Origin of the sequence: Allobosea sp. BK604 (genome assembly GCF_004341515.1) — a bacterium.
GTDB lineage: Bacteria > Pseudomonadota > Alphaproteobacteria > Rhizobiales > Beijerinckiaceae > Allobosea.
Genome location: NZ_SLZF01000006.1, coordinates 494,132 through 518,870, shown reverse-complemented (window position 1 = coordinate 518,870; position 24,739 = coordinate 494,132). Strand labels below are relative to the sequence as shown.

Below are 24,739 nucleotides of genomic sequence, written 5' to 3'. Positions count from 1 at the left end.
GGGGTTAGTGCACCGCCGGCAGATCGAGAGCGCGCCAGTCCTGGCGCGGCACCGGCTCGCCGACCACGAATTCGAAGCCGGACACCGTCTTGCGGTCCGGCGTGAGCTCGCATTTGAACTTGATGCGATACCATTGCTGCCTGCTGCGGAAGACCGCGCCGTCCGCCTGCAGAGCCGTTCGCGAGAGCCTTACGCCCTCCATCGCATAGGCGACGACGCGGTCCGGTTCGAACTCCGTCTTCCAGGCATGGATCTGGCCCATCGCCTCGAGATTGCAGAGCTGCTCGATGCGCTCGGGCTCCTGCAATTGCTGCAGGGCGGCCCGCGTTCCGCGGCTGCGCGGGTTGGAGAGCACGTCCTCGGAGAGCAGGCGCCGCGCCCTGACCATGACGGGCGCCGCCGGGACAGGCGGCGGCGCTGGCGGCGTGGGTTGGGCGGGAGGCGCTGGCTCCGCGGGAGCGGCTTCGGGCTGCGCGACACTCCGCGTCTGCGGCGTCGGCTGCACCGCGGGCGGCTGGGTTTCGGGTGGCTGGGCTTCGGGTTTTGGTGCGATCTGCTCGGGCGTGACGAGCTCGACCTCGATGCCCTCGTCGGGCTCCGGCCGCAGCCGCTCGATCGTCGGCAGCAGGACCAGCGCGCCGAGCAGCACGAGGTGAAGGCCGAGCGAGACGATGACCGCAAGGGCCGCGGGCCTGCTCGGCGAAGAGCGGGAGGGTCGCATGGTTCAGGGCGCGGCGCTGGTCAGGTTCGTTCTCACCGGCTGCCTCTTTGCTCCCTTATTCGAGCAACAGGCCGATCAACCCGGCGATTTTGCGGCCTTCGCTATTTCCGGCTGATGACGAAGGCGCCGGCGACGATCAGCAGCGCCCCGGCATAGGTTGTCCAGAGCGGCACCTCGTCGAAAAAGGCGAAGCCGAGCAGGCTCGCCCAGACCAGGGCGGTGTACTCGATCGGCGCCAGCCGCGAGGCGGGTGCACGCGCGAAGGCCGAGGTCAGCGTCATATGGCCGGAGACGCCGAGCAGCCCGGCGCAGAGATAGCCGAGGAGGTCGGCCCCCGTCATCGGCATCATCACGAACCAGGCGGGGACCGCCAGCATCAGCGCCGGCCCGCAATTCTGGAAGACGACGATCACCGCCGGATGTTCCTTCACCGCGATCCGTCTCAGCAGGATCAGGTTGAAGGCATAGGCGACCGCCGAGAACAGGGCCGCCGCGACGCCGAGCTCGGCCCCGGTGATGCCGCCCTGCAGCCGCGGCCAGACCATCACCAGCATGCCGGCGAGCCCGAAGCCGAGCGCCTCGAAGATGCGGCGGTCGAGCTTCTCCTTGAGCATCAGCGCTCCGAGCAGCGCCACGAAGACCGGGGCCAGGAAGGAGAGCGTCAGCGCCTCCGCCAGCGGCAGTTGCGAGATCGAATAGAAGAAGCTGCCGGCGGTCAGCACGACGATGGGCACGCGCACGAGATTGCCGATGATGCTGTCGCGCGTCGGCCGCTTCGGCCTGACCACGGCCAGCACGACCAGCGCGCAGAGGCCGCCGGCGGCGAAGCGCATGAACAGTGCCAGCAGGAAGGGGTGCTGCTGCATCTGCGCCTTGATCACCGCATCCATGGCGGTGAGCAGGGCGATGCCGATGATGGCGCGAAGCGCCGTCTCCGAATTCATGCCGGCTGGCCGGCGAGCGCTTTGCGGAAATGATATTCCCAGGTGAAGGAGATGTCGGCGAGATAGCGCTCTCCCGGCCAGCGCGCGAAGCCGAGCTTCTCGTAGAAGCGATGGCCGCGGGTGAAGCGCGTATCCGACCAGAGCATCATCTCGCCATAGCCGCCGGCCTCGGCGAACCCGAGCACATTGGCGAAGAGCACCTGCGCCAGGCCTGCACCGCGCCATTGCGGGGAGACATAGACCTTGGTCAGCTCGACCGCGTTCTGCTCCGGTACCGGCGCAACGGCGATCGAGCCCGCGACGCTGCCATCGGGCGCATCCGCGATCCAGAGCCGGCCGCCCTTGGCGGCGTAATGGCTCGCCGGCTGGCGCAGCTCGGGAAATTCCTCCCAGACGAAATGGCAGTTCGGATATTCGGCGAAGCTCGCGGCGACGAGCGCGGCAAGCGGTTCGGAATCGCTGTCACGCGCATCGCGGAGCGGGGGCAGGGGAGAGATCATGCGGAAGCGCTTAAGGCCAATCCCTGCAAGCGCAAAGAGGCGGGGCAATCGCTGCGCGCATGACCTCCAGAGCATTTTCGAGCGAAGTGGACACCGGTTCGCGTGAAGAAGATACGATAAAACAAAGGCTTGAAGCATTTCTGCGTTTCGAGGAAACGCGGAAATGCCTTAGCGTAGTAATGCGAGCCCCGCATCCACGACGAGCTTGAGCGCCGCCAGGCTGAGCAGGACATAGCACCAGAAGAACAGCGTCTTCTGCTCGAGCTTCTCATGCACGATCCGGCCGAGCCAGATGCCCAGCGGTGCGGCCGGGGCCAGCGCGAGGGCGGCCCAGAGCGTCTCCGGCCGGCCCAGGCCGAGCGAGAGATAGGGCGGCAGCTTCAGCCAGTTGCCGAGCGTGAAGAAGGCGACGGTGGTGCCGACGAACAGGGTCTTGGGCACGCCGCGTCCCAGCAGATACATCGAGACCGGCGGTCCGCCGGCATGGGCGACGAAGGTGGTGAAGCCCGAGGCCGTGCCGGCAATCATCGCCCAGAGCGGCGAGACCGGGCGCGAGCCTGCCGCCGCGAGCCTGCCCTTGGCGAACCAGTGCAAGGTGAAGGCGAGCGTCGTCAGCCCGATGATCAAGGTGACGATGCGCGGGTCGACCTCGACGAAGACGACATACCCGATCGCGATGCCGACCACGAGCCCCGGCAGCAGCCAGACGAGGTCCGGCTTCGACCAGGTCGAGATGCCGAAGCTCTGCAGGGCGAAGAGGTCCATCACCGAGACCAGGACGGCGACCATGATCGCGGCCGAGAGCGGGTCGGTGACCAGTGCCAGCAAGGGGATGCCCAGGATGGCGAGCCCGCCGCCGAAGGCGCCCTTGCCGATCGCGATCAGCAACGTCGTCGCCCAGCCGACGAGGTAGAATAGCGGATCTGTCGGCATCAGTTGCGCCCGGCGCCGGCCGCCTGGGCGAACCAAGCTTCCGCTTGGAAAAGCGCTGCCCTGCCGCTAGGCCAGAAGCGTCCCGAAGCGATTTCGCGAATCGCCCGGTCCTCTCGCGATGGCGCCATGACCGTTCTCCTGCCCTTCGTCGTCAATGCCGGGCTGAACTTCGTCCTGGGACTGCTCATCGCCTATTGTCTCGGCCCGGCCGCCTTCGGCCTCTATGCCATTGGCGCGGCCATTGTCGTGCTGGTCAATACCACGCTGCTAGATTGGCTGCGCATATCGGCCATCCGCTTCTATTCGCTGAGCGCACGCGAGACGCAGCCCGAGATCCGCGCCACGCTCGATCTGCTGGCGGCCGGGATCAGCATCGCGCTGTCCGGCCTGCTGGTCGCGGCGATCGCTGCCGGCATCGATTTCAGGCTGCCGGCGATGCTGCTCGCCGCATCCGTGCTCGGCGGCATGGGGGCGGGCCTGTTCGATTATCACGGCGCCATCGCCCGGGCCCGCTTTCTCGATGCTGTTTATGCCAAGCTGATCTTCGTCAAGAACCTGCTGGCCTTGGTCTTGATGGTCGGCGGGGCCTGGATCACCGGCGATCCCACCACCGTCCTGCTCGGCGGGCTGCTCAGCGTCGCGGTGGCGCTGCTTCTGGTCAGGCGTGCACTGGCCGATGCGCCGCTCTCGCTCTCCGGCGCGCGCAAGGAGGTCGCCTGGAGCTTCCTGCTCTATTCGGTGCCGCTGATCGGCAGCAACGCGATCTATTCGCTGATCCCGCTGATCAACCGGTCGCTGCTTGCCGGCGCCCATGGCTTCGCCGAGGCCGGCTATTTCTCGCTCGCCTCGGATATGGGCCTGAAGCTCTTCGGCACGCTCGCCTCGACCCTGGAGATCGTGCTGCTGCGCGAGGTCATCCGCCTCGACGAGCATCGCGGCCGGGAGGCCGCCCTGCGGCAGATCGCCCAGAATGTCGTCATCGTGCTGATGGTGACCTTGCCGATCGCGGCCGGGCTCTGGCTGGTGCTCCCGGCTTTCGAGCGGCTCCTGGTGCCGCAAAGCTTCCGCGGCCATTTCTCGGATTATCTCACCATCCTGCTGCCCGGCTTCATGGCGCTGACGATTTCGCAGGCGGCCTTCATCCCGGTCTTCCTGCTCGGCAAGCGCACCGGCATCGCCCCGCTCGCGACCGGCCTCGGCCTCGCCTGCAACCTGTTCCTGGCCTTCGTCGTCGGCATCGTGAACGGGCCGCAGCGCTACGCCTATGCCCAGACCAGCGCCTTCCTCGTCGCGCTCGCGGTGACCGCGATTGCGGCGCTGCGCTCGATGCCCAAATCGCCGCCGCTGCGCGACATGCTCTGCGTGGTGTTGGCCGTCATCCTGATGGCCGCCGCCGTCTGGCCGCTATCGGGGCGCCTGGCCGCGCCGCTCGAGCTCGCCCTGCAGATCGCGATCGGTATCGCCGTCTATGCCGCGGTGGTGCTCGGCCTCGATGTCACGCGCCTGCGCAGCAAGCTTAAGCTCTGGTATGCGCTGCGCCGACGCTGATCAGTAAAAAACCCTTCATTCACCCTGTCCTTAGGGGATCTGATAAGGTTAATTCGTTGAAATCCCGCAGTTTACGGGCAAGTCGCGGATTTAGAGTCAACGCTTCACCATTCGTTTGAAAGCACCCGGCAGGCTCTCCCTTACGTTGCGTCGAGAGAGTTGCGCCATGCGTCCCGTACTGTTCGTTCCGCTCGCCATCCTGGGCGGCCTGCTCATTCCGGGCGCTGCTTCCGCCCAATACTATAATGATCTGCCTCCGCCGCCGCCCCCGCCAAGCGGCCAATATGGCGGCGGCTTCATCGAGATGCTGATGACCGGCCGCGATCCGACGCCCTATGGCCGGGGCGGAGCGGTCTATAACCGGCCGGGCAATTATTCCGCCTATGGCCAGCGCGCCGTGCGCGCGGCCCCGGGCTATGAGAACGACCCCTTCGAGCAGCAGGCCGCGCCCCGCGCCGGGCGCCGCGTCGCCGCGCTCGGCGAGCCGGTCGAGGCGAGCCGGCCGATCGAACGGGTGATCGATCCGCGCTTCCAGAAGCAGGAGGTCGCCTATAGCGGTCCGCACGGAGCGGGCACGATCATTATCGACACGCCGCAGCGCTTCCTGTTCCTGGTCCAGCCCGGCGGCCGGGCGCTGCGTTACGGCATCGGCGTCGGTCGGCCGGGCTTCTCCTGGGCCGGCATGAAGACGGTGAGCCGCAAGGCCGAATGGCCGAGCTGGACCCCGCCGGCCGAGATGCTGAAGCGCCGGCCGGACCTGCCGCGCTTCATGGAGGGCGGGCCGGAGAATCCGCTCGGCGCCCGTGCGCTCTATCTCGGCTCCTCGCTCTACCGGATCCACGGCACCAACGAGCCGCATACGATCGGCCAGGCCGTCTCCTCCGGCTGCATCCGCATGACCAATGACGACGTCATCGATCTCTATGGTCGGGTCAGGGTCGGCGCCAAGGTGCTCGTGATCTGACCGTAACGTCATTGCGGGAGCCGGGTCTGGCCTTCGGCAAGCCCGGGTACGGGCTCCGCGACGCAATCCAGGCGCGGCGGCACTCTACGCCCTCCTGGATTGCTTCGGAGTTCACGCTCCTCGCAATGACGGGAGGGGCGGCTCCAGCCTCACGAGCTGCCGATGAAGATGCCGGTGGCCAGCACCAGCAGGCCGCCGAGCACGATCTGGACGATCGCCGAGGTGAAAGGCGTCTCCATATATTTCCACCGGATCCAGGCGATGGCCGCGAGTTCGATCGCGACCACGATCCCGGCGATCGCTGTCGCGGTCCAGAAATCGGGGATCAGGTAGGGCAGGGTATGCCCGAGTCCGCCCACCGCGGTCGCGATGCCGCAGGCCGCGCCGCGGATCCAGGGATGGCCGCGCCCGGTGATCACGCCGTCATCCGAGAGCGCCTCGGTCAGCCCCATGCTGATGCCGGCGCCGATCGAGGCCGCGAGCCCGACGACGAAGGCCGTCCAGGAATCATGGCTCGCGAAGGCGGCGGCGAAGATCGGCGCCAATGTCGAGATCGAGCCGTCGATCAGCCCGGCCAGCCCCGGCTGCACGATCTGGAGCACGAAGAGGCGGCGCTGCGTCTGCTGCTCCTCGGCCGCGACGTCCGGCGTGACCAAGGTCTCGCCCAGCCTGGCCGCGAGGCTCTCATGCCTGGCTTCGGCCTCGGACAGGTCGGCCAGCAATGACCGCGTCTCGACGTCATGGGCGCGCTCGGCCGCCTTGGCGTAGAAGCGCGCCGTCTCGGCCTCCATCAATTCGGCCTGCTGGCGGGCGGTCTCGAGCCTCAACCCCTCCGCCAGCCAGACGGGATTGCGCTTGAGAAAGCCTTTCACGTCCTGGCGCGTGATATAGGGCAGGTCGCTACCGAAACGCTTCCCGTAGAGCGCGAGCAGACCGTGGCGGTGACCTTGCTCCTCCCTCGCCATCGCCTCGAACACCTCGGCCGAATGCGGGTAGAGCGGCCTCAACCTGCTGGCGAGCGCGAGATAGATGCGTGAATCTTCTTCCTCGTTGGCGATTGCCAGGGCGAGGATCTCGGACTCGGTCAGATCGTCGAAGCGTTTCATGGCGGCCTCTTACTTTAGAAATATTATAAAGTAGAGGCAGGGCCGTTGTGCAAGGCACAATCCACGAAAAAGGCCCGCCAAAGCGGCGGGCCTGAACTGCATTTCGGGCGCGGCTGCGACTAGGTCCAATCGCCGTCGTCGCCCATCCCGTCATCATAGTCGGGATCGTAGGGCTCATCATTGTTGGCCTGCTCGTAGGACGACTGGTCGGACTGGCCCTGGTCATAGGCGCGCTGGTCGGAAGCGCCCTGGTCATAGGCGGTCTGCTGCGAATCGGTGTCGCCATTGGCGCTGTCGCTTTTCGCCGTGTCGTCCTTGGCCGTGTCGTCCTTGGCCTGGGTGCTCTCCGCCGCGGGCGTCGCCGCCTTGGCCGAGCCGCCGCCGAAGGCGTTGCTCAGCACATTGCCCAGCATCATGCCGCCGGCGACGCCGGCCGCCGTGGTCAGGGCCGAAGCCATGAAGCCGCCGCCCGCGCTCGGTGCCGCCTGGTTGGTCCAGGGGCCGGGCTGCGGAGCCGCGCCCATCATGCCCTGCTGCGGTCCCGGCTGCATCGGCTGCTGGTTGGTCCAGGCGCTGGACGGCGCCTGTCCGGCACGCTGCGGGAAGGAGGGCACGGAGCCTGGCCGCGCCGGCGCCTGCTGTCCGCCGCCGAAAATGCCGGAGAGGAAGCCGCCGGATTGCTGCGGCTGCGGTGCGGGCTGGGCGGCGCGCTCCTGCAGCTCGCGAACCTGCGCCTGCAACTCCTCCACCTGGGCGTGGAGATTGGTCACCGCCTGTTCCTGGACGTAGACCGCCTGCGCCATGGCGTAGGGCGCATAGGGCTGCTCGCGCAGTCGGTCGGCAATGAAACGTTCAGCCTCGGGGTCGCGGGGCTGGTTGGCCGCCTGTTTCAGGCGGTCGAAAATCCCGGCGATCACGTCGCGTTCCTGCGGCGTCATCGTCATCTCCTCTCGTTTGGGCGGAGCGGTTGCGCCGCCGTTCGAAAGGTGGGGACGGGCTGTGACGCTATCAAGGCGCTTTGCTGCGGCGCGGTGTCGTCTTCACCCGATCGAAAGCTTGCGGAAAGGTCGCCATGCCCCGCGTCATGCATTCCCGACATTGGTGTACTGGAAGCCGCGGCGGCGCATGTCCTCGGAGCGGTAGATATTGCGCAGGTCGACCACGACGGGCTCACGCAGCCCGGTCTTGACGCGGGCGAGATCGAGCGCGCGGAAGGCGTCCCATTCGGTCACGATCACCAGCGCATCGGCGCCTTCAAGGCAGGAGTAGGCGTCGGCCGCGTATTTGATGTCGGGCAGCAGCGACTGGGCCGGGCCCATGCTCTCGGGATCATAGGCGACGATCTCGGCGCCGGCATCCTGCAGCGCGGTGATGATCGCGATCGAGGGCGCCTCGCGCATGTCGTCGGTATTCGGTTTGAAGGCGAGGCCGAGAATGGCGATGCGCTTGCCGCGGACCGAGCCGCCGCAGGCCGTGATGACTTTGCGGGCCATGGCGCGCTTGCGCTGGTCGTTGATCGCGACGACGGTCTCGACGATGCGCAGCGGCGCGGCCAGATCCTGCGCCGTCTTCATCAGCGCGAGCGTGTCCTTCGGGAAGCAGGAGCCGCCATAGCCCGGTCCGGCATGCAGGAACTTCGACCCGATGCGGTTGTCGAGGCCGATGCCGCGCGCGACCTCCTGGACATTGGCGCCGACCTGCTCGCACAGATCCGCCATCTCGTTGATGAAGGTGATCTTGGTGGCGAGGAAGGCGTTGGCGGCGTATTTCGTCAGCTCCGAGGTTCGCCGCGAGGTGAAGAGCAGCGGCGCGGCGTTGAGATAGAGCGGCCGGTAGAGCTCCTCCATCACGGCCCGGGCGCGGGCATCCTCGGTGCCGATCACGATCCGGTCCGGTCGCTTGAAATCGGCGATCGCGGCGCCTTCGCGCAGGAATTCCGGGTTCGAGACCACCGCGAAATCGGCCTCGGGCCGGGTCTCGCGCATGATCCGCTCGACCTCGTCGCCGGTGCCCACCGGCACGGTCGACTTGGTGACGACCACGGTGAACCCGTCGAGCTTGGCCACGACGTCGCGCGCCGCCTGGTAGACATAGGAGAGATCGGCATGGCCGTCGCCGCGCCGCGCCGGCGTGCCGACGGCGATGAAGATTGCGTCGGCCCGCGCCACCGCCTCGTCGAGCTCGGTGGTGAAGTAGAGCCGCCCCTCGCGCGCATTCTTGGCGACGAGGTCGTCGAGACCCGGCTCGAAGATCGGGATCTCGCCGCGATTCAGCGCCTCGATCTTGGCCGCGTCGGTATCGACGCAGGTCACGACATGTCCGAAATCCGCAAAGCAGGCACCGGAGACCAGGCCGACATAGCCCGAACCGATCATCGTCACGCGCATGGGGCGGTCTTTCTCTGTCTCAGGCCCGAAGCGGAGCTGTGCCGGGCCTTGCCGCGGCACCGCCTATCGCAATTTGCAGGCCCCGGCAAAACGCGACGCGCACCACCGCGCCTGCTTGCGTGGTGATGCGCGTCGATGTCGTTGCGATGACGGCTGCGCCGGCGGCGGCCGTCCGTCGATGCGTCAGTACATCTCGGGATCTTCGCCGAACTCGTCGGTCGCTTCCTCCGGCGAGAGCTTCAGCAGCGGGTCGCGGTTGAGGACGAGCACGGGGGTGCCGACCGGTACGCGGCTGTGCAGATCGATGATGTCCTGGTTGAACATCCGGATGCAGCCGCTGGAGACCGCCTTGCCGATCGACCACGGCTCGGTCGTGCCGTGGATGCGGTACATCGTGTCGCGATTGCCCTGGTAGAGGTAGAGCGCGCGGGCGCCGAGCGGGTTGTCGAGGCCACCAGCCATGCCGCCGGCCCAGGGGCCGTTCTTCTCCGGATCGCGCTTGATCATGTCCGCGGTTGGGGTCCAGCGCGGCCAGGAGCCCTTGCGGCCGACCGTGGCGCGGCCGCGCCAGGACATGCCCTGCTTGCCCACGCCGATGCCGTAGCGGATGGCCTGGCCGCCCTCGCGGACGAGGTAGAGATAGCGGTTATTGGTGTCGACGACGATCGTGCCGGGTTGCTCGCGCGTCGGGTATGAGACCTCCTGGCGCAGGAAGCGTGGATTGACCTCGGAGATATCGGTCGCCGGCAGCGGGTGCGCCTCCTCCGGCATCTCGGCATACATCGCCATCGCCGCCGCATTGGGGTGGAAGCGGGCGGCCGAGACCTCGTAGGGCTGCGGGCGGGCGCTGACGCAGGCCGCGAGGGCGAGCGGGATCAGCAGGATGGCCAGGCGGGTCAGCAGGCGGCGAAAGGTCGGCAGGGCGGGGGACATGTATGGAGCTCGCACGTCTTCAGGTCTTGCGGGGCAGTCAACGACCGGACAGGCACTTGGTTCCGGTCGCGTCGTCGTCAATCGCTTCAAGGCGGATCACGTGGCCGCGAGGTGAATACGACATGGCGAAAATATGGCGGCGGAAATCTGTGCCCAATCGGCAACAGCGTAGTCATCGCCAGCTTGCGTGGAGCTTCATCCATCGCAAGGCGGGATGAGCTGCGAAAAATTCTATCAGAAACATCGCGAAATGCACATTTCGCGGTCAGTTCGGAGGAAATTTAAGTAAAATTTTAATCGGCTCAGGAAGGAATTACCAGGCGTCAGGGGGTGAGCTTGGATTTTCCGCTGAGCCATGCGCCGCAAGATCTCGACTGGGTTTCGCGGGCTGCATGGCGAAATGGCGTGATCCGAGGCTCCCGTCCCGACGCTTTGACCGCCCTGCCGCAGGGCGTGCGGTCCTGCCTATGCCTGTCCATTCCTCAATACGGCCGGCAGTCGGCGCGCTCCAGCGTTGCCGGTTCCCCGCGATATAAGCCCGGGGGGGCAAACCGATGACATCCATTCGCATGAAGATCCTGGCCATGCTGGCCATCATCGCCGGCGGCGCCATCGCCTCGGCGGGCCTAAGCCTCTACGCGCTGTGGAAGGCCAATGACCTGAACACGCGCTCGAGCACGCAGGGCGACATCGCGCTCTTCACCGAGCGGCTCAACTCGCACGTGGTCGGCGTCGTCATGGAATCGCGTGGCATCTACATGGCGGCCAAGCCGCAGGAACTCGATGGCTATGCGAAGGGCGCGGAGGCGCGCTTTCCGCAGATGCGCAAGCTGGTCGTGGACCTGAAGCGGCTGGTGCCGCCGAGCGAGCACGACCGCATGGGCCAGATCGAGAAGGCGGTCGAGGATTTCATCGCCTTCCGCACCGAGACCATCCGGCTCGGCCGCGAGGTCTCGAGCGCCGCCGCCAATGCGCAGGGCAACAACGATCAGAACCGTGCGAACCGCAAGGCGCTGAACGATTTCCTCGTCGCCTTCGTCAAGCGCAACGAGGATGCCGGCAATGCGCTCGGCGACGAGGCCGCGGCCTTCACCAAGCAGATCGAGTGGATTCTTCCCGGCGTGCTGCTTGCGGCGCTTGCGGCCTCGCTCGCCACGGCGCTGCTTTTCGCCCAGCGCTCGATCGCTCGGCCGCTGGTCGATCTCGGCAAGATCATGGAGCGGCTCACGGCCGGCGAAACGCAGGTCGAGGTCCCGCATGTCGCCCGCAAGGATGAGATCGGCACCATGGCGCGCGCCGTCGCCGTGCTGCGCCAGAGCACCGAGCAGGTCGCGATTCTCCAGGCCGAGGAACGCGAAAGCACGGCACGCCGAATCCGCCAGGCCGAGAGCATGGCGCTGGTCGTGACGGATGTGGGCGAGGTCGTCGCTGCGGCTGCGGCGGGCGATTTCTCGGCACGGCTGCAGATCGAGGATGCCGACCAGCAGATGCAGCAGCTGATCGCCGGCATCAACGAGATCAACGCCGTCGTCGACAGCGCCACCACCGAATTTGCCGAGGCCCTCCAGGCCGTCGCCGCCGGCGACCTGACCAGCCGGATCGAGACCGGCTATCGCGGCCGCTTCGCCAATCTCAAGGACGCGATCAACGAGACCGTCGACCGCCTCTCCGCCACGGTGCGCACCATCCAGGTCACCGCCTCCGATGTCGGCCTCGCCGCCCGCGAGATCAATCTCGGCGCCGACGATCTCTCCAAGCGCACCGAGGAGCAGGCCTCCTCGCTCGAGGAGACCGCCGCCACCACCGAGGAGCTCGCGGCTTCCGTCAAGGCGAGCGCCCAGGCCTCGAAACAGGCCTCGACCATCTCGGGCGAGGCGATGCGCGCGGCCGAGCAGGGCGGCGCCATTGCCGGCCAGGCCGTCGAGGCCATGGCCCGGATCGAGAGCGCCTCGAAGAAGATCTCCGACATCATCCGGGTGATCGACGACATCGCCTTCCAGACCAACCTGCTGGCGCTCAACGCGGCGGTCGAGGCGGCCCGCGCCGGCGATGCCGGCAAGGGCTTTGCCGTCGTCGCCTCCGAGGTGCGCACGCTCGCCCAGCGCTCGGGCGAGGCGGCCAAGGACATCTCGGCCCTGATCTCCTCGTCCAATGCCGAGGTCAACGAGGGCGTCACCCTGGTGCGCCAGGCCGGCGCCGCGCTGACCGAGATCCTGCAGGCCTCGCAGAAGGTCGCCGCCACCATCGCTGACATCTCGACGGCGTCCGGCGAGCAGGCCAACGGCATCGACGAGATGAGCCAGGCCGTCGCCCATCTCGACGAGATGACCCAGCAGAACGCGGCGCTGGCCGAGCAGTCCGCCGCCTCGGCCGCTTCCCTCTCCTCCCGCATCGGCGAGCTCAACACCCTCGTCGCCGCGTTCAAGACAGGGCACGAGCACGAGGCCGCGCCCGTCGCCCGTCCGCAGATCGTCACCAACGACCGGACGCCGGCCGCGCTGCGCCAGCTTGCCGAGGCCGCCTTCACCCAGTCGAAGGTGGCCGCGCCGCGCCCGCCGGCGCGGAAGGTCGCCAACAGCCGGGACGCCGATGCGGGCTGGGAGGAATTCTGAACAGAAGCGGCGTTGCCGTCAGGGCGCGGGTGAAGCCTCGATCATCACCCTCGCCATATGGTCGTACAGCGCCTGCCAGGCACCCTCGATCTCGGGCGTGTAGCGCGAGCCGAGCGAGGTCTTGATCGTCCAGATCAACGCCTCGCAGGCCTTGGCATAGTGCCTGTCCTCGACGCCGAAGCTCCTGTGGTTGCGGCCGAGGCGCCGCAGCAGGATGTCCAGCCCCTCGCGATCGTTGAGCGTCGCGAGCGCGACGGAGAAGGTCTCCATCAGCTTGGCGCCCTGCGCGGAAATGTCGGTCGTGAACAGGGAGCGGGTCTCGGGCGCGATGGCGAAGAGACGGTCGTAGAACAGCTTGGCGGTCTCGGCCTTGCGGCGATGCAGATGCGCGAAGCTTTCCCTGATGAGTTCTGTCTCACGTGGAGTCACGCCCCACCCCCGTCGATGCGAACGGAAGGCGCGTGGCGGCTCATGCTGGCGCGAGCCTGACTACGCGCTTCCGTGCAATGCTGCGGACGGTCAGCTTATCAGAGGTTGAGCCGGGCAGCTACTAAGTTCGAATTAGACTAGTTTGATCAAGCCCAGCTGCTCGCGCCTCCGCCAGCGCCAGAGCATCAGCACAGCCACGACCGAAAGCCCGATCGCGAGTCCGATCCAGATGCCGCTGCCGGCAAGCGGCGTCCACAGGCCGAGCGTCGCCGAGAGCGGCAATCCGATGCCCCAGTAGCCGATGCCGGCGAGGATCATCGGCACCCGCGTGTCGCCGAGCCCGCGCAGGATGCTCGCGCCCACGACCTGCGCGCCGTCGGCGATCTGGAAGATCGCGGCGAAGACCAGGAAATGCATGGCGAGCCCGGCCACCGCCTCGGCGCCCTGCTTCCCGGCGTCGAGGAAGGGGCGGACAAGGAACTGCGGCGCGAGGAACATGATCAGCGCCATCAGCGTCATGAAGGCGGTCGAGAGGGTGAGCGCCGTCGCACCGGCCCGCGCGATGCCGCCGCGGTCGCCGGCGCCGAAAGCGCGTCCGACACGCACCGTGCCGGCCTGACCGATGCCGAGCGGCACCATGAAGGTGAGCGAGGCGATCTGGATCGCGATCGCATGGGCGGCAAGCGAGGTCGCGCCGATCAGGCCCATCAGGAAGGCGGCGCCGCTGAAGATCAGAACCTCGAAGGCGACGGTGACGCCGATCGGCAGTCCGAGCCGCCAGAAGGCGCGGTAGCGCGGCCAGTCCGCCACCCAGAAGCGACCGAACAGGCGGAAACGCCGGAAGCGGCGGTCGAGGCTGACCACGATGATCAGGCCCAGCAGCATGAGGGCCGAGGACAGGCTGGTGGCGACGCCCGAGCCGGGCAGGCCGAGCTCCGGAAAGCCGAGCTTGCCGAACATCAGGCACCAGTTCGCCAGGGCGTTGAACGCGACGGCGATCAACACCACGACGAAGGCCCAGAACGGTCGCTGCAGGGCAGCGAGGAAGCCGCGCAGGGCGAGATAGCCGAAGAAGGGCAGCAGGCCCCATTGCAGCGTGTGGAGATAGCCCGTCGCCGCGTACGAGAGCGCTGGGTCCTGGCCCAGCAGCCGCAGGATCGCTTCCGCCTGCCAGAGCAGGAGCCACATCGGCCCGGCCAGCGTGATCGCAGCCCAGAGCCCCTGGCGCACGGTGCGCCTGACTTCGCGCACGGCATGGCGGTTGCGGCCGAGCTCGATCGAGAGCAGCGGCGTCACCGCGCTCATCACGCCGATGCCGAAGACCAGCGCCGCCATGTAGAGATTGGCGCCGAGCGCACCGGCCGCCAGGGCGTCCGGTCCCAGGTGCCCCATCATCAGCACATCGGTCGTGGTCATCGCCGTCTGTGCGACATTGGTCAGCACCATCGGCCAGCTCAGCGCAAGCATGGCCTTGGCTTCTATGAGCCAGGGCTGCGCAATGCGGGCGGGGAGGGCGAGATCGGACATGGCAAGATCGCAGTTGGGCTGTCGCTTCTAGACCATGCCCAGTAAAAGTGCAGTCCGGTTTTAGTGCCCGCCATTAGCCATGACGCGATTGCAGGGCTCTGGCGCGCGCAAACGGTGCTACCAACCGCGCGGCCGACAACGGCCATGACTTGAGGACGACCGACCATGCCTGACCCGGACGGCCATGCAGCCGGAAGCGCGATCGTCGCGCTGGATGCAGTAGCCCTGTCTCACGCCATCCATGCCCGCAGCCTGTCCTGCGCGGAGGTGATGGCCGCCCATCTCGACCAGATCGAGCACCTGAACCCCGTCGTCAACGCGCTCGTCGCCCTGCGCGATCGCGCCGACCTGATCAAGGAAGCGGAGGAGCTCGACCGCGAGCTCGCGGCCGGCCGCTCGCGTGGCTGGATGCACGGCTTCCCGCAGGCGATCAAGGATCTCGCCGCCGCCAAGGGCTTTGCCACCACGCAGGGCTCGCCGCTGTTCAAGGACCAGATCGCCGAGGCGGACGCGATCTTCGTCGCACGCATGAAAGCGGCCGGCGCGATCATCATCGGCAAGAGCAACACACCGGAATTCGGCCTCGGCTCGCAGACCTACAACCCGGTCTTCGGGCCGACCCGCAATGCCTATGACCAGTCGCGCACCTCCGGCGGTTCGAGCGGCGGTGCGGCGGTGGCGCTCGCCCTGCGCATGCTGCCGGTCGCCGACGGCTCGGACCATGCCGGCTCGCTGCGCAACCCGGCGGCCTTCAACAATGTGCTCGGCCTGCGTCCGGCCTATGGCCGCGTACCCTCCGGCACGGAGGAGGTCTTCATTCCGCAAATGGGCGTCGCCGGTCCGATGGCGCGAAAGGTCCGCGATCTCGCGGCGCTGCTTGCGGTCCAGTCCGGCTATGATCCGCGCGTGCCGCTCTCGCTTCGCGACGAGCCGGCCATCTTCCTCGGCAATCTCAACCGCGACATCGCCGGCCTGCGCATCGGCTGGCTCGGCGATCTCGGTGGCCACCTGCCGATCGAGGACGGCATCCTCGCGCTTTGCCGTACGGCATTGACGGCTTTCGAGGATATGGGCGCGCAGGTCGAGGACGCCGCGCTCGGCTTCGATCCCGAGACCATCTGGCAGGCCTGGACGAAGCTGCGCGCCTGGCAAGTCGGCGCCAATCTCAGGCCGATCTACGAAGACGAGGCGCGGCGCGGCTTCCTCAAGCCCGAGGCGCGCTGGGAGGTCGAGCAGGGGCTGACGCTCTCGGCCTTCGACGTGATGAAGGCCTCGAACATCCGCTCGGCCTGGTACCAGCATGTCCATGGCCTGTTCGGGCGCTACGATGTCCTGGTGCTGCCGAGCGCGCAGGTCTTCCCCTTCGCGGTCGAGCAGCATTGGCCCGGGGAGATCGCGGGCCGCGCCATGGATACCTACCATCGCTGGATGGAGGTGGTGGTTCCGGTGACGATGTCGGGCTGTCCGGCGCTCAGCGTCCCGGTCGGCTTCAACGCGGCGGGCCTGCCGATGGGCATGCAGCTCTGGGGGCCGAACCAGTCCGAGCGTCTGCTGCTCGAGCTCGCCCAGGCCTATGAGGACGCGACCGGCTGGGTTGAGAAGCGCAAGCCGGCCTTGCTTGCCGGCTGAGCGGACGGCATCGTTCGTGCTTTGACGGCACACGATGCCCATGCCTGACCGGAGAGCTGACGAATGAGCACGAACCTGCGGATCGACGGCCCGAGGCTGGTCTCGCGGCTGGAAGCGCTGTCGAAGATCGGCGCGACGCCGGAGGGCGGCTGCCGCCGGCTCGCGCTCAGCGACGAGGACAAGGAGGGGCGCGACTGGCTGGTCGGCCAGATACAGGCGCTCGGGCTCGATGTGAAGGTCGATTCGATCGGCAATATCGTCGGCATCCTGAAAGGCCAGCAGGCGGGGCCGGCGGTCGTCCTCGGCTCGCATATCGATACGGTCGGCACGGGTGGGCGCTTCGACGGCGCGCTCGGCGTCATCGCCGGCGTCGAGGTGCTGGCGGCCCTGCGCGATGCCGGCCTCACGCCGAAGCGCGACATGGCCGTGATCGCCTTCACCAACGAGGAAGGCGCCCGCTTCCATCCCGACATGCTCGGCTCCTATGTCTGGGCCGGCGGGATGAGCGTCGAGGCGGCCCACGCAGAGGTCGATTCGGAGGGCGTCGGGCTCGGCGCGGAGCTGGACCGCATCGGCTATCACGGCCCGGAGCAGCCGGGCTTCCTCAAGGCTCATGCCTATCTCGAGCTCCATATCGAGCAGGGCCCGGTGCTGGAAGGCGAGGGCGGGGGTTTGGGCGCCGTCACCGGCATCCAGGCGATCACCTGGCTCGAGCTGACGCTGAAGGGCCGGCCCAGCCATGCCGGCACGACGCCGATGGCCTATCGCAAGGACCCGGGCCTCGCCGCCGCGCGCATCAATATCTTCGCCAACGAGCTGACCAAGACCATTCCCGGCCAGCTTGCGAATTCCGGCGTCATCCGGGTCGAGCCCGGCAACGTCAATGTCGTGCCCGAGCGCGTGGTGATGTCGCTCGACCTGCGCAATCCGAAGGATGCTCCGCTCGCCGAAGCGGAGGCCGCTTTGCGCAAGTTCTGTGTTGAACTCTCCGCCCGCGACGGCATCGAGATCGGCTTCCGCGATCTCGCCCGCTTCCCGGCGACGCCCTTTGCCGAGGAGCTCATCGCCGGCGTCGAGGCGAGCGCCACGGAGCTTGGCCTGCCGATCCGGCGGATGATCTCAGGCGCCGGCCATGACGCGCAGATGATGTCGCGCCTCTGCCCAACGGCGATGGTCTTCATTCCCTCGATCGGCGGGCTCTCGCACAACCCGGCCGAGTTCAGCACCGACGAGGACATGGTGAAGGGCGCCAATGTCCTGCTCAGCGCCGCCTGGCGCGTCGCCAACGCCTGATCAGGGACCCGCCATGACCGCCATCGCCTCCCTGTCCGCCGCCGAGCTCGGCGCGCTCTATGCCGCGCGCGAACTCTCCCCCGTCGAGGTCGCCAGGGACGCGCTCGATCGCATCGAGCGCTTCGAACCGGAGATCAATGCCTTCGTCGTCCGCGACGAGGCGACCACGCTCGCCATGGCCGAGGCGGCCGGGACGCGCTGGCTGAAAGGCGAGGCGCTCGGTCCGCTCGACGGCGTGCCCGTGACGATCAAGGACAATATCGCCGTCGCCGGCTGGCCGATGAAGCGTGGCTCGGCCGTCGCGTCCGATGCGCCCTGGACGGAGGATGCGCCCGCGACGGCCAGGCTGCGCGAAGCGGGCTGCGTCTTCCTCGGCAAGACGACCATGCCGGAATATGGCTGGAAGGGCGTCGGCGATTCGCCGCTCTCCGGCATCACCCGCAATCCCTGGAATATCGGCACCGGGCCGGGCGGCTCCTCCGCCGGTGCGGCCTCCTGCGCCGCGCTCAATCTCGGCTGCATTCATCTCGGCACGGATGGTGCCGGCTCGGTCCGCATCCCCGCCGCCTTCACCGGTGTCGTCGGCCTCAAACCCAGCTATGGCCGCGTGCCGGCCTGGCCGGTCTCGACCATGGGCTTCCTCGCCCATCTCGGCCCGCTGACCCGCACGGTCACCGACACGGCGCTGGCGATGAACGCGATCGCCCGCCCCGACGAGCGCGACATGACCGCGATCATCGCCGACCCGATCGACTATGTCGCGGCGCTGAGCGGGGGCGTGAAGGGCCTGCGCATCGCTTACTCCGCCGGGCTCGGCGGCGATGTCCCGGTCGATGCCGATGTCGCCAGGCTCGCCCGCGAGGCGGCTCTGTCCTTCCGCGAGCTCGGCGCGAGCGTCGAGGAGGTCGATCCCGGCTTTGCCGATCCCATCGAGACGCTGATGGTGCTCTGGTCGGCAGGCGCGGCCTTGGCGCTGCGCAGCATCGGCCCGGACGGGCGCACCCGGATGGATCCCGGCCTCGTCGCGGTCGCCGAGGCGGGCGAGCAGGTTCCGGGTTCGACTTATGTCGATGCCCTCCTGAACCAGCGCAACGCGCTCGCTCACCAGATGGCGCAATTTCATGCACGTTTCGACTTGCTGCTGACGCCGACCCTGCCGTTGCCGGCCTTCGAGACCGGTCGCAACACGCCCGCCCATGGCGGCTATGGTGAGGACTGGACGCGCTGGACGCCCTTCACCTACCCCTTCAACATCACCCAGCAACCGGCGATTTCGCTGCCCTGCGGGCTCACCGGCGGGGGATTGCCGGCCGGGTTGCAGATCGTCGGCGCCTTCGCACAGGATGCGCTCGTGCTGCGCGCCGCGGCCGCATTCGAGGCATTGCGACCATTCGCCCGGGTCGATGCGCCGATCAAATCGATTTAGGCTGGTCTCGCGCAATTTTCCTGCTTTCCTCGCCTTGATGCCGGCAAAGATTGCCGTTGGCGCCGCCATCGGTTCCGTCTGGCACGGGTTCTGCAAGCCAGGCGCCGACGGAAACCGGCGGTACAGGCGTGTTGTCAGGGAGGTTTTTCTCCCACACACTCCCCGTCAGTCGCCCGTTCAGAGGCTGACACTTAGGGGAGTGAGTGATGGACCGCAGGACGTTTCTGAAATCCGCCGCCGGTGCCGGCACGCTTGCCGCCACGGGTGGCATCGCCATGCCGGCCTTGTCGCAAGGGGCTGCGGCCAAGACCCTGCGCTTCGTGCCGCAGGCCAATCTCGCCAATTTCGATCCGATCTGGGGCACGCAATATGTCGTGCGCAACGCGGCGGCCCTGGTCTGGGATACGCTCTATGGCATCGACGAGAAGTTCCAGCCGCAGCGCCAGATGGTCGAGAGCGAGGAAGTTTCCTCCGACGGCCTGACCTGGACCTTCAAGCTGCGCCCCGGCCTCAAGTTCCATGACGGCGAGCCGGTTCTCGCCAAGGACGTGGTCCAGAGCCTGATCCGCTGGTCGGCCCGCGATCCGATGGGCCTGATGATCCGTGGCATCCAGAACGAGATCGTCGCGGTCGACGACCGCACCTGGAAATGGTCGCTGAAGCAGCCCTATCCCAAGATGTTGCTGGCGCTCGCCAAGAACAACGCGCCCTGCTCCTTCATCATGCCGGAGCGCATCGCCAAGACCGACCCGTTCACCCAGATCACCGAATATATCGGCTCCGGCCCGATGAAATTCGCCCGCAGCGAATGGGTGCCCGGAGCCAAGGCCGTCTTCGAGAAATTCGCCGATTACGTGCCGCGGTCCGAACCCGCCTCCTGGCTCGCCGGCGGCAAGAAGATGCTGGTCGACCGCATCGAATGGGTGATCATGCCCGACCCGGCGACGGCTGCCGCCGCGCTGCAGAACGGCGAGGTCGACTGGTGGGAGACCCCGCTCGCCGATCTCGTGCCGGTGCTGAAGAAGCACAAGGACATCAACGTCGATATCGGCGATCCGCTCGGCAATATCGGCGCGTTCCGCATGAACCATCTCTTCCCGCCCTTCAACAATCTGAAGGTGCGCCAGGCGGTGATGACCGCGCTGAACCAGGAAGACTACATGCGCTCCATCGTCGGCGACGACGACAAGCTCTGGAAGCCGCTGCCGGGCTTCTTCACCCCCGGCACCCCCGGTTACACCGAGGCCGGCGGCGAGATGATGAAGATGAAGAACGTCGCGGCGGCGAAGAAGCTGCTGGCCGAGTCCGGCTACAAGGGCGAGCCCGTGGTCTGCGTCGTCGCGCAGGACATGTCCGCCACCAAGTCGATGGGCGACGTCACTGCCGAGCTCCTGAAGAGCATCGGCATGAACGTCGATTTCGTCGCCACGGACTGGGGCACGGTCGGCGCCCGCCGCGCCCAGAAAACGCCTCCCGGCCAGGGCGGCTGGAGCATGTTCCACACCTGGCATGCTGGTGCGGACTGCATCAACCCGGCCTCCTACACCGCGATCCGCGCCAATGGCGACAAGGCCTGGTTCGGCTGGCCGGACGTGCCCTCGGTCGAGACCGGGGTCACCGACTGGTTCAGCGCCAAGGACGAGGCCCAGGAAAAGAGCGCGATCGACGCCATCAACAAGGCTGCGGTCGAGAACGTCGTCTACGTCCCGACCGGCTTCTATCTCGGCTACCAGGCCTGGCGGAAGAACGTCTCGGGTGTCGTCAGTGGCCCGCTGCCCTTCTCCTGGGGGGTGTCGAAGGCCTGATCCGCAACGACTAGGGATACAGCGTCGCAATGCTGGCTTTCGTTATCAGACGCATCATCACGACCATCCCGGTGATGGCCTTCGTGGCGCTGTTTGTCTTCTCGCTGCTCTATATCGCGCCGGGTGACCCGGCTGCTGTCATCGCCGGCGACCAGGCGTCGCCGGCGGATGTCGAGAGGATCCGGGCGAGCCTCGGGCTCGACCGGGCCTATCTCGTCCGCTTCGGCGAATGGCTCTTCCGGGTGCTGCAGGGCGACCTCGGCACCTCGATCTTCACCTCGCTGCCGGTGACGCAGCTCATCGGCCAGCGCATCGAGCCGACTCTCTCGCTGATGGTGCTGACGCTGATCTTCGCCATCGTGATCGCGGTGCCGATGGGCGTCATCGCCGCCTGGAAGGCCGGGACCTGGATCGACAAGTTCGCGATGGCCTTCGCCGTGCTCGGCTTCTCCGTGCCGGTCTTCGTCGTCGGCTACCTGCTCGCCTATACGTTCGCGCTGAAGCTCGACTGGCTGCCGGTGCAGGGCTACACGCCGCTTTCGCAGGGCTTCTGGCCCTGGCTGCGCAACCTGATCCTGCCCGCCGTCACGCTCGGCTTCGTCTATATCGCGCTGATCGCCCGCATCACCCGCGCCACCATGCTCGAGGTGCTGCAGCAGGACTATATCCGCACCGCCCGCTCCAAGGGGCTCGGCCAGCGCAGCATCCTCTTCCTGCACGCGCTGAAGAATGCCGCGGTGCCGGTGATCACCATCATCGGCATCGGCATCGCGCTCCTGATCGGCGGCGCCGTCGTCACCGAGAGCGTCTTCGCCATTCCTGGCCTCGGCCGTCTCACGGTCGATGCGATCCTGCGCCGCGACTACCCGGTCATCCAGGGCGTCGTCCTGATGTTCAGCTTCGTCTACGTGCTGGTGAACCTGCTCATCGACCTCGCCTACACGCTCGTCGACCCGAGGATACGCTATTGACCGCCCAGACCGAAAACGCGACGGGCGCGATCACTGCCGCCCGCGATCCCGCCGAGCCGACGCGGCTGCGCCGCTTCCTGCGCTACTTGCGCCGCCACCCCTCGGTCGCCGTCGGCGGCGGCCTGCTCCTGATCATGATCCTGATCGGCGTCTTCGCGCCGCTGCTCTGGACCGTCGATCCGACTGCGATCTCGCCGGCCCGGCGCACGCGCATGCCGTCCGAGCAATACTGGTTCGGCACCGACATGCTCGGCCGCGACATCTATTCGCGCGTTGTCTATGGCGCCCGCGTCTCGCTCGTCGTCGGCTTCACCGTGGCGCTGCTCTCCTCGGTGGTCGGGCTGGCGATCGGCCTGCTCTCCGGCTTCGTGCGCTGGGCCGACGGCATCATCATGCGCGCCATCGACGGCATGATGTCGATCCCGCCGATCCTGCTCGCCATCGCGCTGATGGCGCTGACCCGCGGTTCGGTCGGCAACGTCATCATCGCCATCACGCTCGCCGAGATCCCGCGCGTCGCCCGCCTCGTGCGCGGTGTCGTTCTCTCGCTGCGCGAGCAGCCCTATGTCGAGGCGGCGGTGGCGCTCGGTGCCCGCACGCCGCGCATCATCATCAGGCACATCCTGCCGAACACGATGGCCCCGATGATGGTGCAGGCGACCTATATCTGCGCCAGCGCCATGATCATCGAGGCGATCCTGTCCTTCATCGGCGCCGGCATTCCGCCGGCGACGCCATCCTGGGGCAACATCATGGCCGAGGGCCGGGCGCTCTGGCAGGTCAGGCCGCATATCGTGATGTTCCCGGCGATTTTCCTGTCGCTCACCGTGCTCGCGGTGAACCTGCTCGGCGACGGCCTGCGCGACTCGCTCGATCCCCGTATCGCCAAGAGCCTGTGAGGTCGATGCCGTGAGGACTTGCGGCTGCTGAGCCGACGACCGCCATGCCCACAGATGTCACGCCCGGTTTTGTTTCCAACCCGCGATTAGACCGCGGGTTGGCCTATGGCGGCGACCTGCGCGCGATCCTGTCGCTCGAGCGGGCGGAGGAGGCGCGGGCCGCGGTCACGGGCTGGGAGGGCTATGCCCCGACGCCGCTGCGCGACCTCCCGGCCATCGCCGAGACGCTCGGCATCGCGCAGGTGCTCTACAAGGACGAAGGCAAGCGCTTCGGCCTGAAGAGCTTCAAGGCGCTTGGCGGCGCCTATGCGGTCGACCGGCTGGTCGCCCAAACGGGCAAGGCCGGGCTGACGGTCGCCTGCGCCACCGATGGCAATCACGGCCGCTCGGTCGCCTGGGGCGCGCAGCGCGCCGGCATCGAGGCCGTGATCTATGTCCATGAGACGGTCAGCGCGGGCCGGGCCGAAGCGATCCGGGGCTTTGGCGCGACGGTGGTGCGCGAGGGCCGGACTTATGACGACAGCGTCCGAGCCTGCACCGAGGCCGCCGCCGCCAATGGCTGGCAGATCGTCTCCGACACGTCCTGGCCGGGCTATGAGGACGTGCCGAAGGATGTGATGCAGGGCTATGCGCTGCTCGCCATGGAGGCGGAAGAGCAGGGCGCGCGGCCGAGCCATGTCTTCGTCCAGGGCGGCGTCGGCGGGCTCGCCGCAGGCGTGCTCTCCCATGCCTGGGAAAAGCATGGCGCCGAGCGGCCGATCCTCGTCGTCGTCGAGCCGGAGAATGCGGCCTGCCTGCTCGCATCCGCCAGGGCCGGGATCTTGACCGCGGTGGGCGGTGACCTCGACACGATCATGGCCGGGCTCGCCTGCGGAGAGCCTTCCATCCTCGCCTGGCGCCTCCTCGAGCAGGGCGCCGATGCCTTCATGACCATCGCCGACACTGCCGCCGGCGATGCGATGCGCCTGCTCGCGACACGCGGCGTGGTCGGCGGCGAATCCGGCGTCGCCGGGCTCGCCGGCCTGATCAAGGCGGCGCGTGATCCGGCCCTGCGGGCCGCGCTGGGGCTGGGATCCTCATCCCGCGTGCTTTGCTATGGCACGGAAGGCGCGACCGATCCGGACGTCTATCGCAGCATTGTCGGCCGCAGCGCCGAGGAGGTCGAGCCATGAGCCGTATCCTGACCGTGGGCGCTGCCCAGCTCGGGCCGATCCAGCGCGACGAGAGCCGCGCTTCGGCCGTCGCCCGGATGATCGCGCTGATGCGCCAGGCCAAGGGCCATGGCTGCGATCTCGTCGTCTTCCCGGAAGCGGCGCTGACCGCCTTCTTCCCGCATTGGTGGATGGAGGACGAGGACGAGATCGACGCCTATTTCGAGACGGCCATGCCCTCGAACGAGACCGCGCCGCTCTTCGAGGAGGCGGCCAGGCTCGGCATCGGCTTCCATCTCGGCTTCTGCGAGCTCGCCCATGAGGAGGGCCGCAAGCGCCGCTTCAACACCGCGATCCTGGTCGACAAGGCCGGCGGCATCGTCGGCAAGTACCGCAAGATCCATTTGCCGGGGCATCCCGACCACAAGCCGGAGAACCCCTTCCAGAACCTGGAAAAGCGCTATTTCGAGACCGGCAATCTCGGCTGGCCGGTCTGGCGCACCATGGACGCCAATATCGGCATGATGATCTGCAACGACCGGCGCTGGCCCGAGAGCTACCGCTCGATGGGCCTGCAGGATGTCGAGCTGATCGTGCTCGGCTACAACACGCCCAAGCACAATCCGCCGGCGCCGCAGCATGACCGGCTCGGCAATTTCCACAACCAGCTCGTGATGCAGGCCGGTGCCTACCAGAACGCCACCTGGGTCGTCGGCGTCGCCAAGGCGGGGCTGGAGGCCGGCGTCGACCAGATCGGCGGCTCCTGCATCATCGCCCCGACCGGCGAGATCGTCGCCCAGGCCGTGACCGAGGGCGACGAGCTCATCGTCGCGCGCTGCGACATGGATCTCGGCAAGAGCTACAAGAACTCGACCTTCAACTTCGCCAAGCATCGCGAGCCGCAGGCCTACGGCCTGATCGTCGAGCGCAAGGGCGCGGTTGCCCCCTAGGGTACGGATAC

The 24,739-nt window shown here is 67.5% G+C and carries 21 protein-coding genes; 11 read left to right on the top strand and 10 right to left on the bottom strand.

The annotated features are described in order from the left end of the window. Positions 1-4: 4 nt before the first annotated feature. The 4 genes from EV560_RS36470 to EV560_RS21050 form a co-directional block, all read right to left on the bottom strand. Positions 5-721, bottom strand: a complete 717-nt coding sequence (locus EV560_RS36470; protein ID WP_248312146.1) for a DUF930 domain-containing protein — start codon at positions 719-721, stop codon at positions 5-7. A 101-nt stretch (positions 722-822) separates the two neighbouring features. Further along, positions 823-1,665: a DMT family transporter gene (locus EV560_RS21060; protein ID WP_131857752.1), complete on the bottom strand. Its 843-nt coding sequence runs from the start codon at positions 1,663-1,665 to the stop codon at positions 823-825. Then, a complete protein-coding gene (locus tag EV560_RS21055; protein ID WP_165923558.1) occupies positions 1,662-2,165 on the bottom strand; it encodes a GNAT family N-acetyltransferase in 504 nt (167 codons plus the stop codon). Before EV560_RS21055 ends, EV560_RS21060 begins: the two co-directional genes overlap by 4 nt. Before the next feature lie 168 nt (positions 2,166-2,333). Then, positions 2,334-3,098, bottom strand: coding sequence for a sulfite exporter TauE/SafE family protein (locus tag EV560_RS21050; protein ID WP_131857750.1), 765 nt, complete (start codon positions 3,096-3,098; stop codon positions 2,334-2,336). Positions 3,099-3,224: 126 nt separating this feature from the next. On the opposite strand from EV560_RS21050, the gene EV560_RS21045 reads away from it, so the two are divergent. Beyond that, positions 3,225-4,646, top strand: coding sequence for a lipopolysaccharide biosynthesis protein (locus tag EV560_RS21045; RefSeq protein WP_131857749.1), 1,422 nt, complete (start codon positions 3,225-3,227; stop codon positions 4,644-4,646). A gap of 166 nt (positions 4,647-4,812) precedes the next feature. After that, positions 4,813-5,610 carry a L,D-transpeptidase gene (locus EV560_RS21040; protein ID WP_131857748.1) on the top strand — a complete coding sequence of 266 codons (798 nt, stop codon included), beginning with the start codon at positions 4,813-4,815 and terminating at the stop codon, positions 5,608-5,610. A 149-nt stretch (positions 5,611-5,759) separates the two neighbouring features. On the opposite strand, the gene mbfA is transcribed toward EV560_RS21040, so the two are convergent. The 4 genes from mbfA to EV560_RS21020 all read right to left on the bottom strand — a co-directional run bounded on the left by mbfA (position 5,760) and on the right by EV560_RS21020 (position 10,036). Continuing rightward, entirely contained in the window at positions 5,760-6,716 is a 957-nt protein-coding gene (gene mbfA / locus EV560_RS21035) for an iron exporter MbfA (protein WP_131857747.1), read from the bottom strand. A gap of 119 nt (positions 6,717-6,835) precedes the next feature. Beyond that, positions 6,836-7,654, bottom strand: a complete 819-nt coding sequence (locus tag EV560_RS21030) for a DUF2076 domain-containing protein (RefSeq protein WP_131857746.1) — start codon at positions 7,652-7,654, stop codon at positions 6,836-6,838. A gap of 144 nt (positions 7,655-7,798) precedes the next feature. Beyond that, on the bottom strand, positions 7,799-9,103 hold the full coding sequence (locus tag EV560_RS21025) for a UDP-glucose dehydrogenase family protein (RefSeq protein ID WP_131857745.1): 1,305 nt from the start codon (positions 9,101-9,103) through the stop codon (positions 7,799-7,801). Between the two features lie 183 nt (positions 9,104-9,286). Next, positions 9,287-10,036, bottom strand: a complete 750-nt coding sequence (locus tag EV560_RS21020) for a L,D-transpeptidase (protein WP_131857744.1) — start codon at positions 10,034-10,036, stop codon at positions 9,287-9,289. A gap of 554 nt (positions 10,037-10,590) precedes the next feature. Between EV560_RS21020 and EV560_RS21015 the strand changes: the two genes are divergently transcribed. Next, complete coding sequence (locus EV560_RS21015; RefSeq protein WP_131857743.1) at positions 10,591-12,648, top strand: methyl-accepting chemotaxis protein; 2,058 nt, start codon at positions 10,591-10,593, stop codon at positions 12,646-12,648. A gap of 18 nt (positions 12,649-12,666) precedes the next feature. Here EV560_RS21015 and EV560_RS21010 read toward each other — a convergent pair whose 3' ends face one another. Together EV560_RS21010 and EV560_RS21005 are read right to left on the bottom strand one after the other, a co-directional pair. After that, on the bottom strand, positions 12,667-13,077 hold the full coding sequence (locus EV560_RS21010; RefSeq protein WP_131857742.1) for a globin domain-containing protein: 411 nt from the start codon (positions 13,075-13,077) through the stop codon (positions 12,667-12,669). Between the two features lie 132 nt (positions 13,078-13,209). Further along, positions 13,210-14,604, bottom strand: coding sequence for an MATE family efflux transporter (locus EV560_RS21005; RefSeq protein ID WP_131857741.1), 1,395 nt, complete (start codon positions 14,602-14,604; stop codon positions 13,210-13,212). Positions 14,605-14,769: 165 nt separating this feature from the next. Between EV560_RS21005 and EV560_RS21000 the strand changes: the two genes are divergently transcribed. From EV560_RS21000 to EV560_RS20965, 8 genes are all read left to right on the top strand, one after another. Next, positions 14,770-16,233, top strand: a complete 1,464-nt coding sequence (locus EV560_RS21000; RefSeq protein WP_131857740.1) for an amidase — start codon at positions 14,770-14,772, stop codon at positions 16,231-16,233. Between the two features lie 63 nt (positions 16,234-16,296). Further along, complete coding sequence (locus EV560_RS20995) at positions 16,297-17,526, top strand: M20 family metallo-hydrolase (RefSeq protein ID WP_131857739.1); 1,230 nt, start codon at positions 16,297-16,299, stop codon at positions 17,524-17,526. 13 nt (positions 17,527-17,539) lie between these two features. Further along, the gene (locus tag EV560_RS20990) at positions 17,540-18,952 is read left to right on the top strand and encodes an amidase (RefSeq protein WP_131857738.1); all 1,413 of its coding nucleotides are present in this window, start codon (positions 17,540-17,542) and stop codon (positions 18,950-18,952) included. Positions 18,953-19,158: 206 nt separating this feature from the next. Further along, positions 19,159-20,757: an ABC transporter substrate-binding protein gene (locus tag EV560_RS20985; protein ID WP_131857737.1), complete on the top strand. Its 1,599-nt coding sequence runs from the start codon at positions 19,159-19,161 to the stop codon at positions 20,755-20,757. Between the two features lie 29 nt (positions 20,758-20,786). Continuing rightward, the gene (locus tag EV560_RS20980) at positions 20,787-21,728 is read left to right on the top strand and encodes an ABC transporter permease (RefSeq protein ID WP_131857736.1); all 942 of its coding nucleotides are present in this window, start codon (positions 20,787-20,789) and stop codon (positions 21,726-21,728) included. Further along, positions 21,725-22,627, top strand: coding sequence for an ABC transporter permease (locus EV560_RS20975; protein ID WP_131857735.1), 903 nt, complete (start codon positions 21,725-21,727; stop codon positions 22,625-22,627). Before EV560_RS20980 ends, EV560_RS20975 begins: the two co-directional genes overlap by 4 nt. Positions 22,628-22,671: 44 nt before the next feature. Beyond that, on the top strand, positions 22,672-23,799 hold the full coding sequence (locus EV560_RS20970; protein ID WP_131857734.1) for a diaminopropionate ammonia-lyase: 1,128 nt from the start codon (positions 22,672-22,674) through the stop codon (positions 23,797-23,799). After that, complete coding sequence (locus tag EV560_RS20965) at positions 23,796-24,728, top strand: N-carbamoyl-D-amino-acid hydrolase (protein ID WP_131857733.1); 933 nt, start codon at positions 23,796-23,798, stop codon at positions 24,726-24,728. The genes EV560_RS20970 and EV560_RS20965 overlap by 4 nt, the downstream gene beginning before the upstream one ends. The last annotated feature ends 11 nt before the right edge of the window (positions 24,729-24,739 follow it).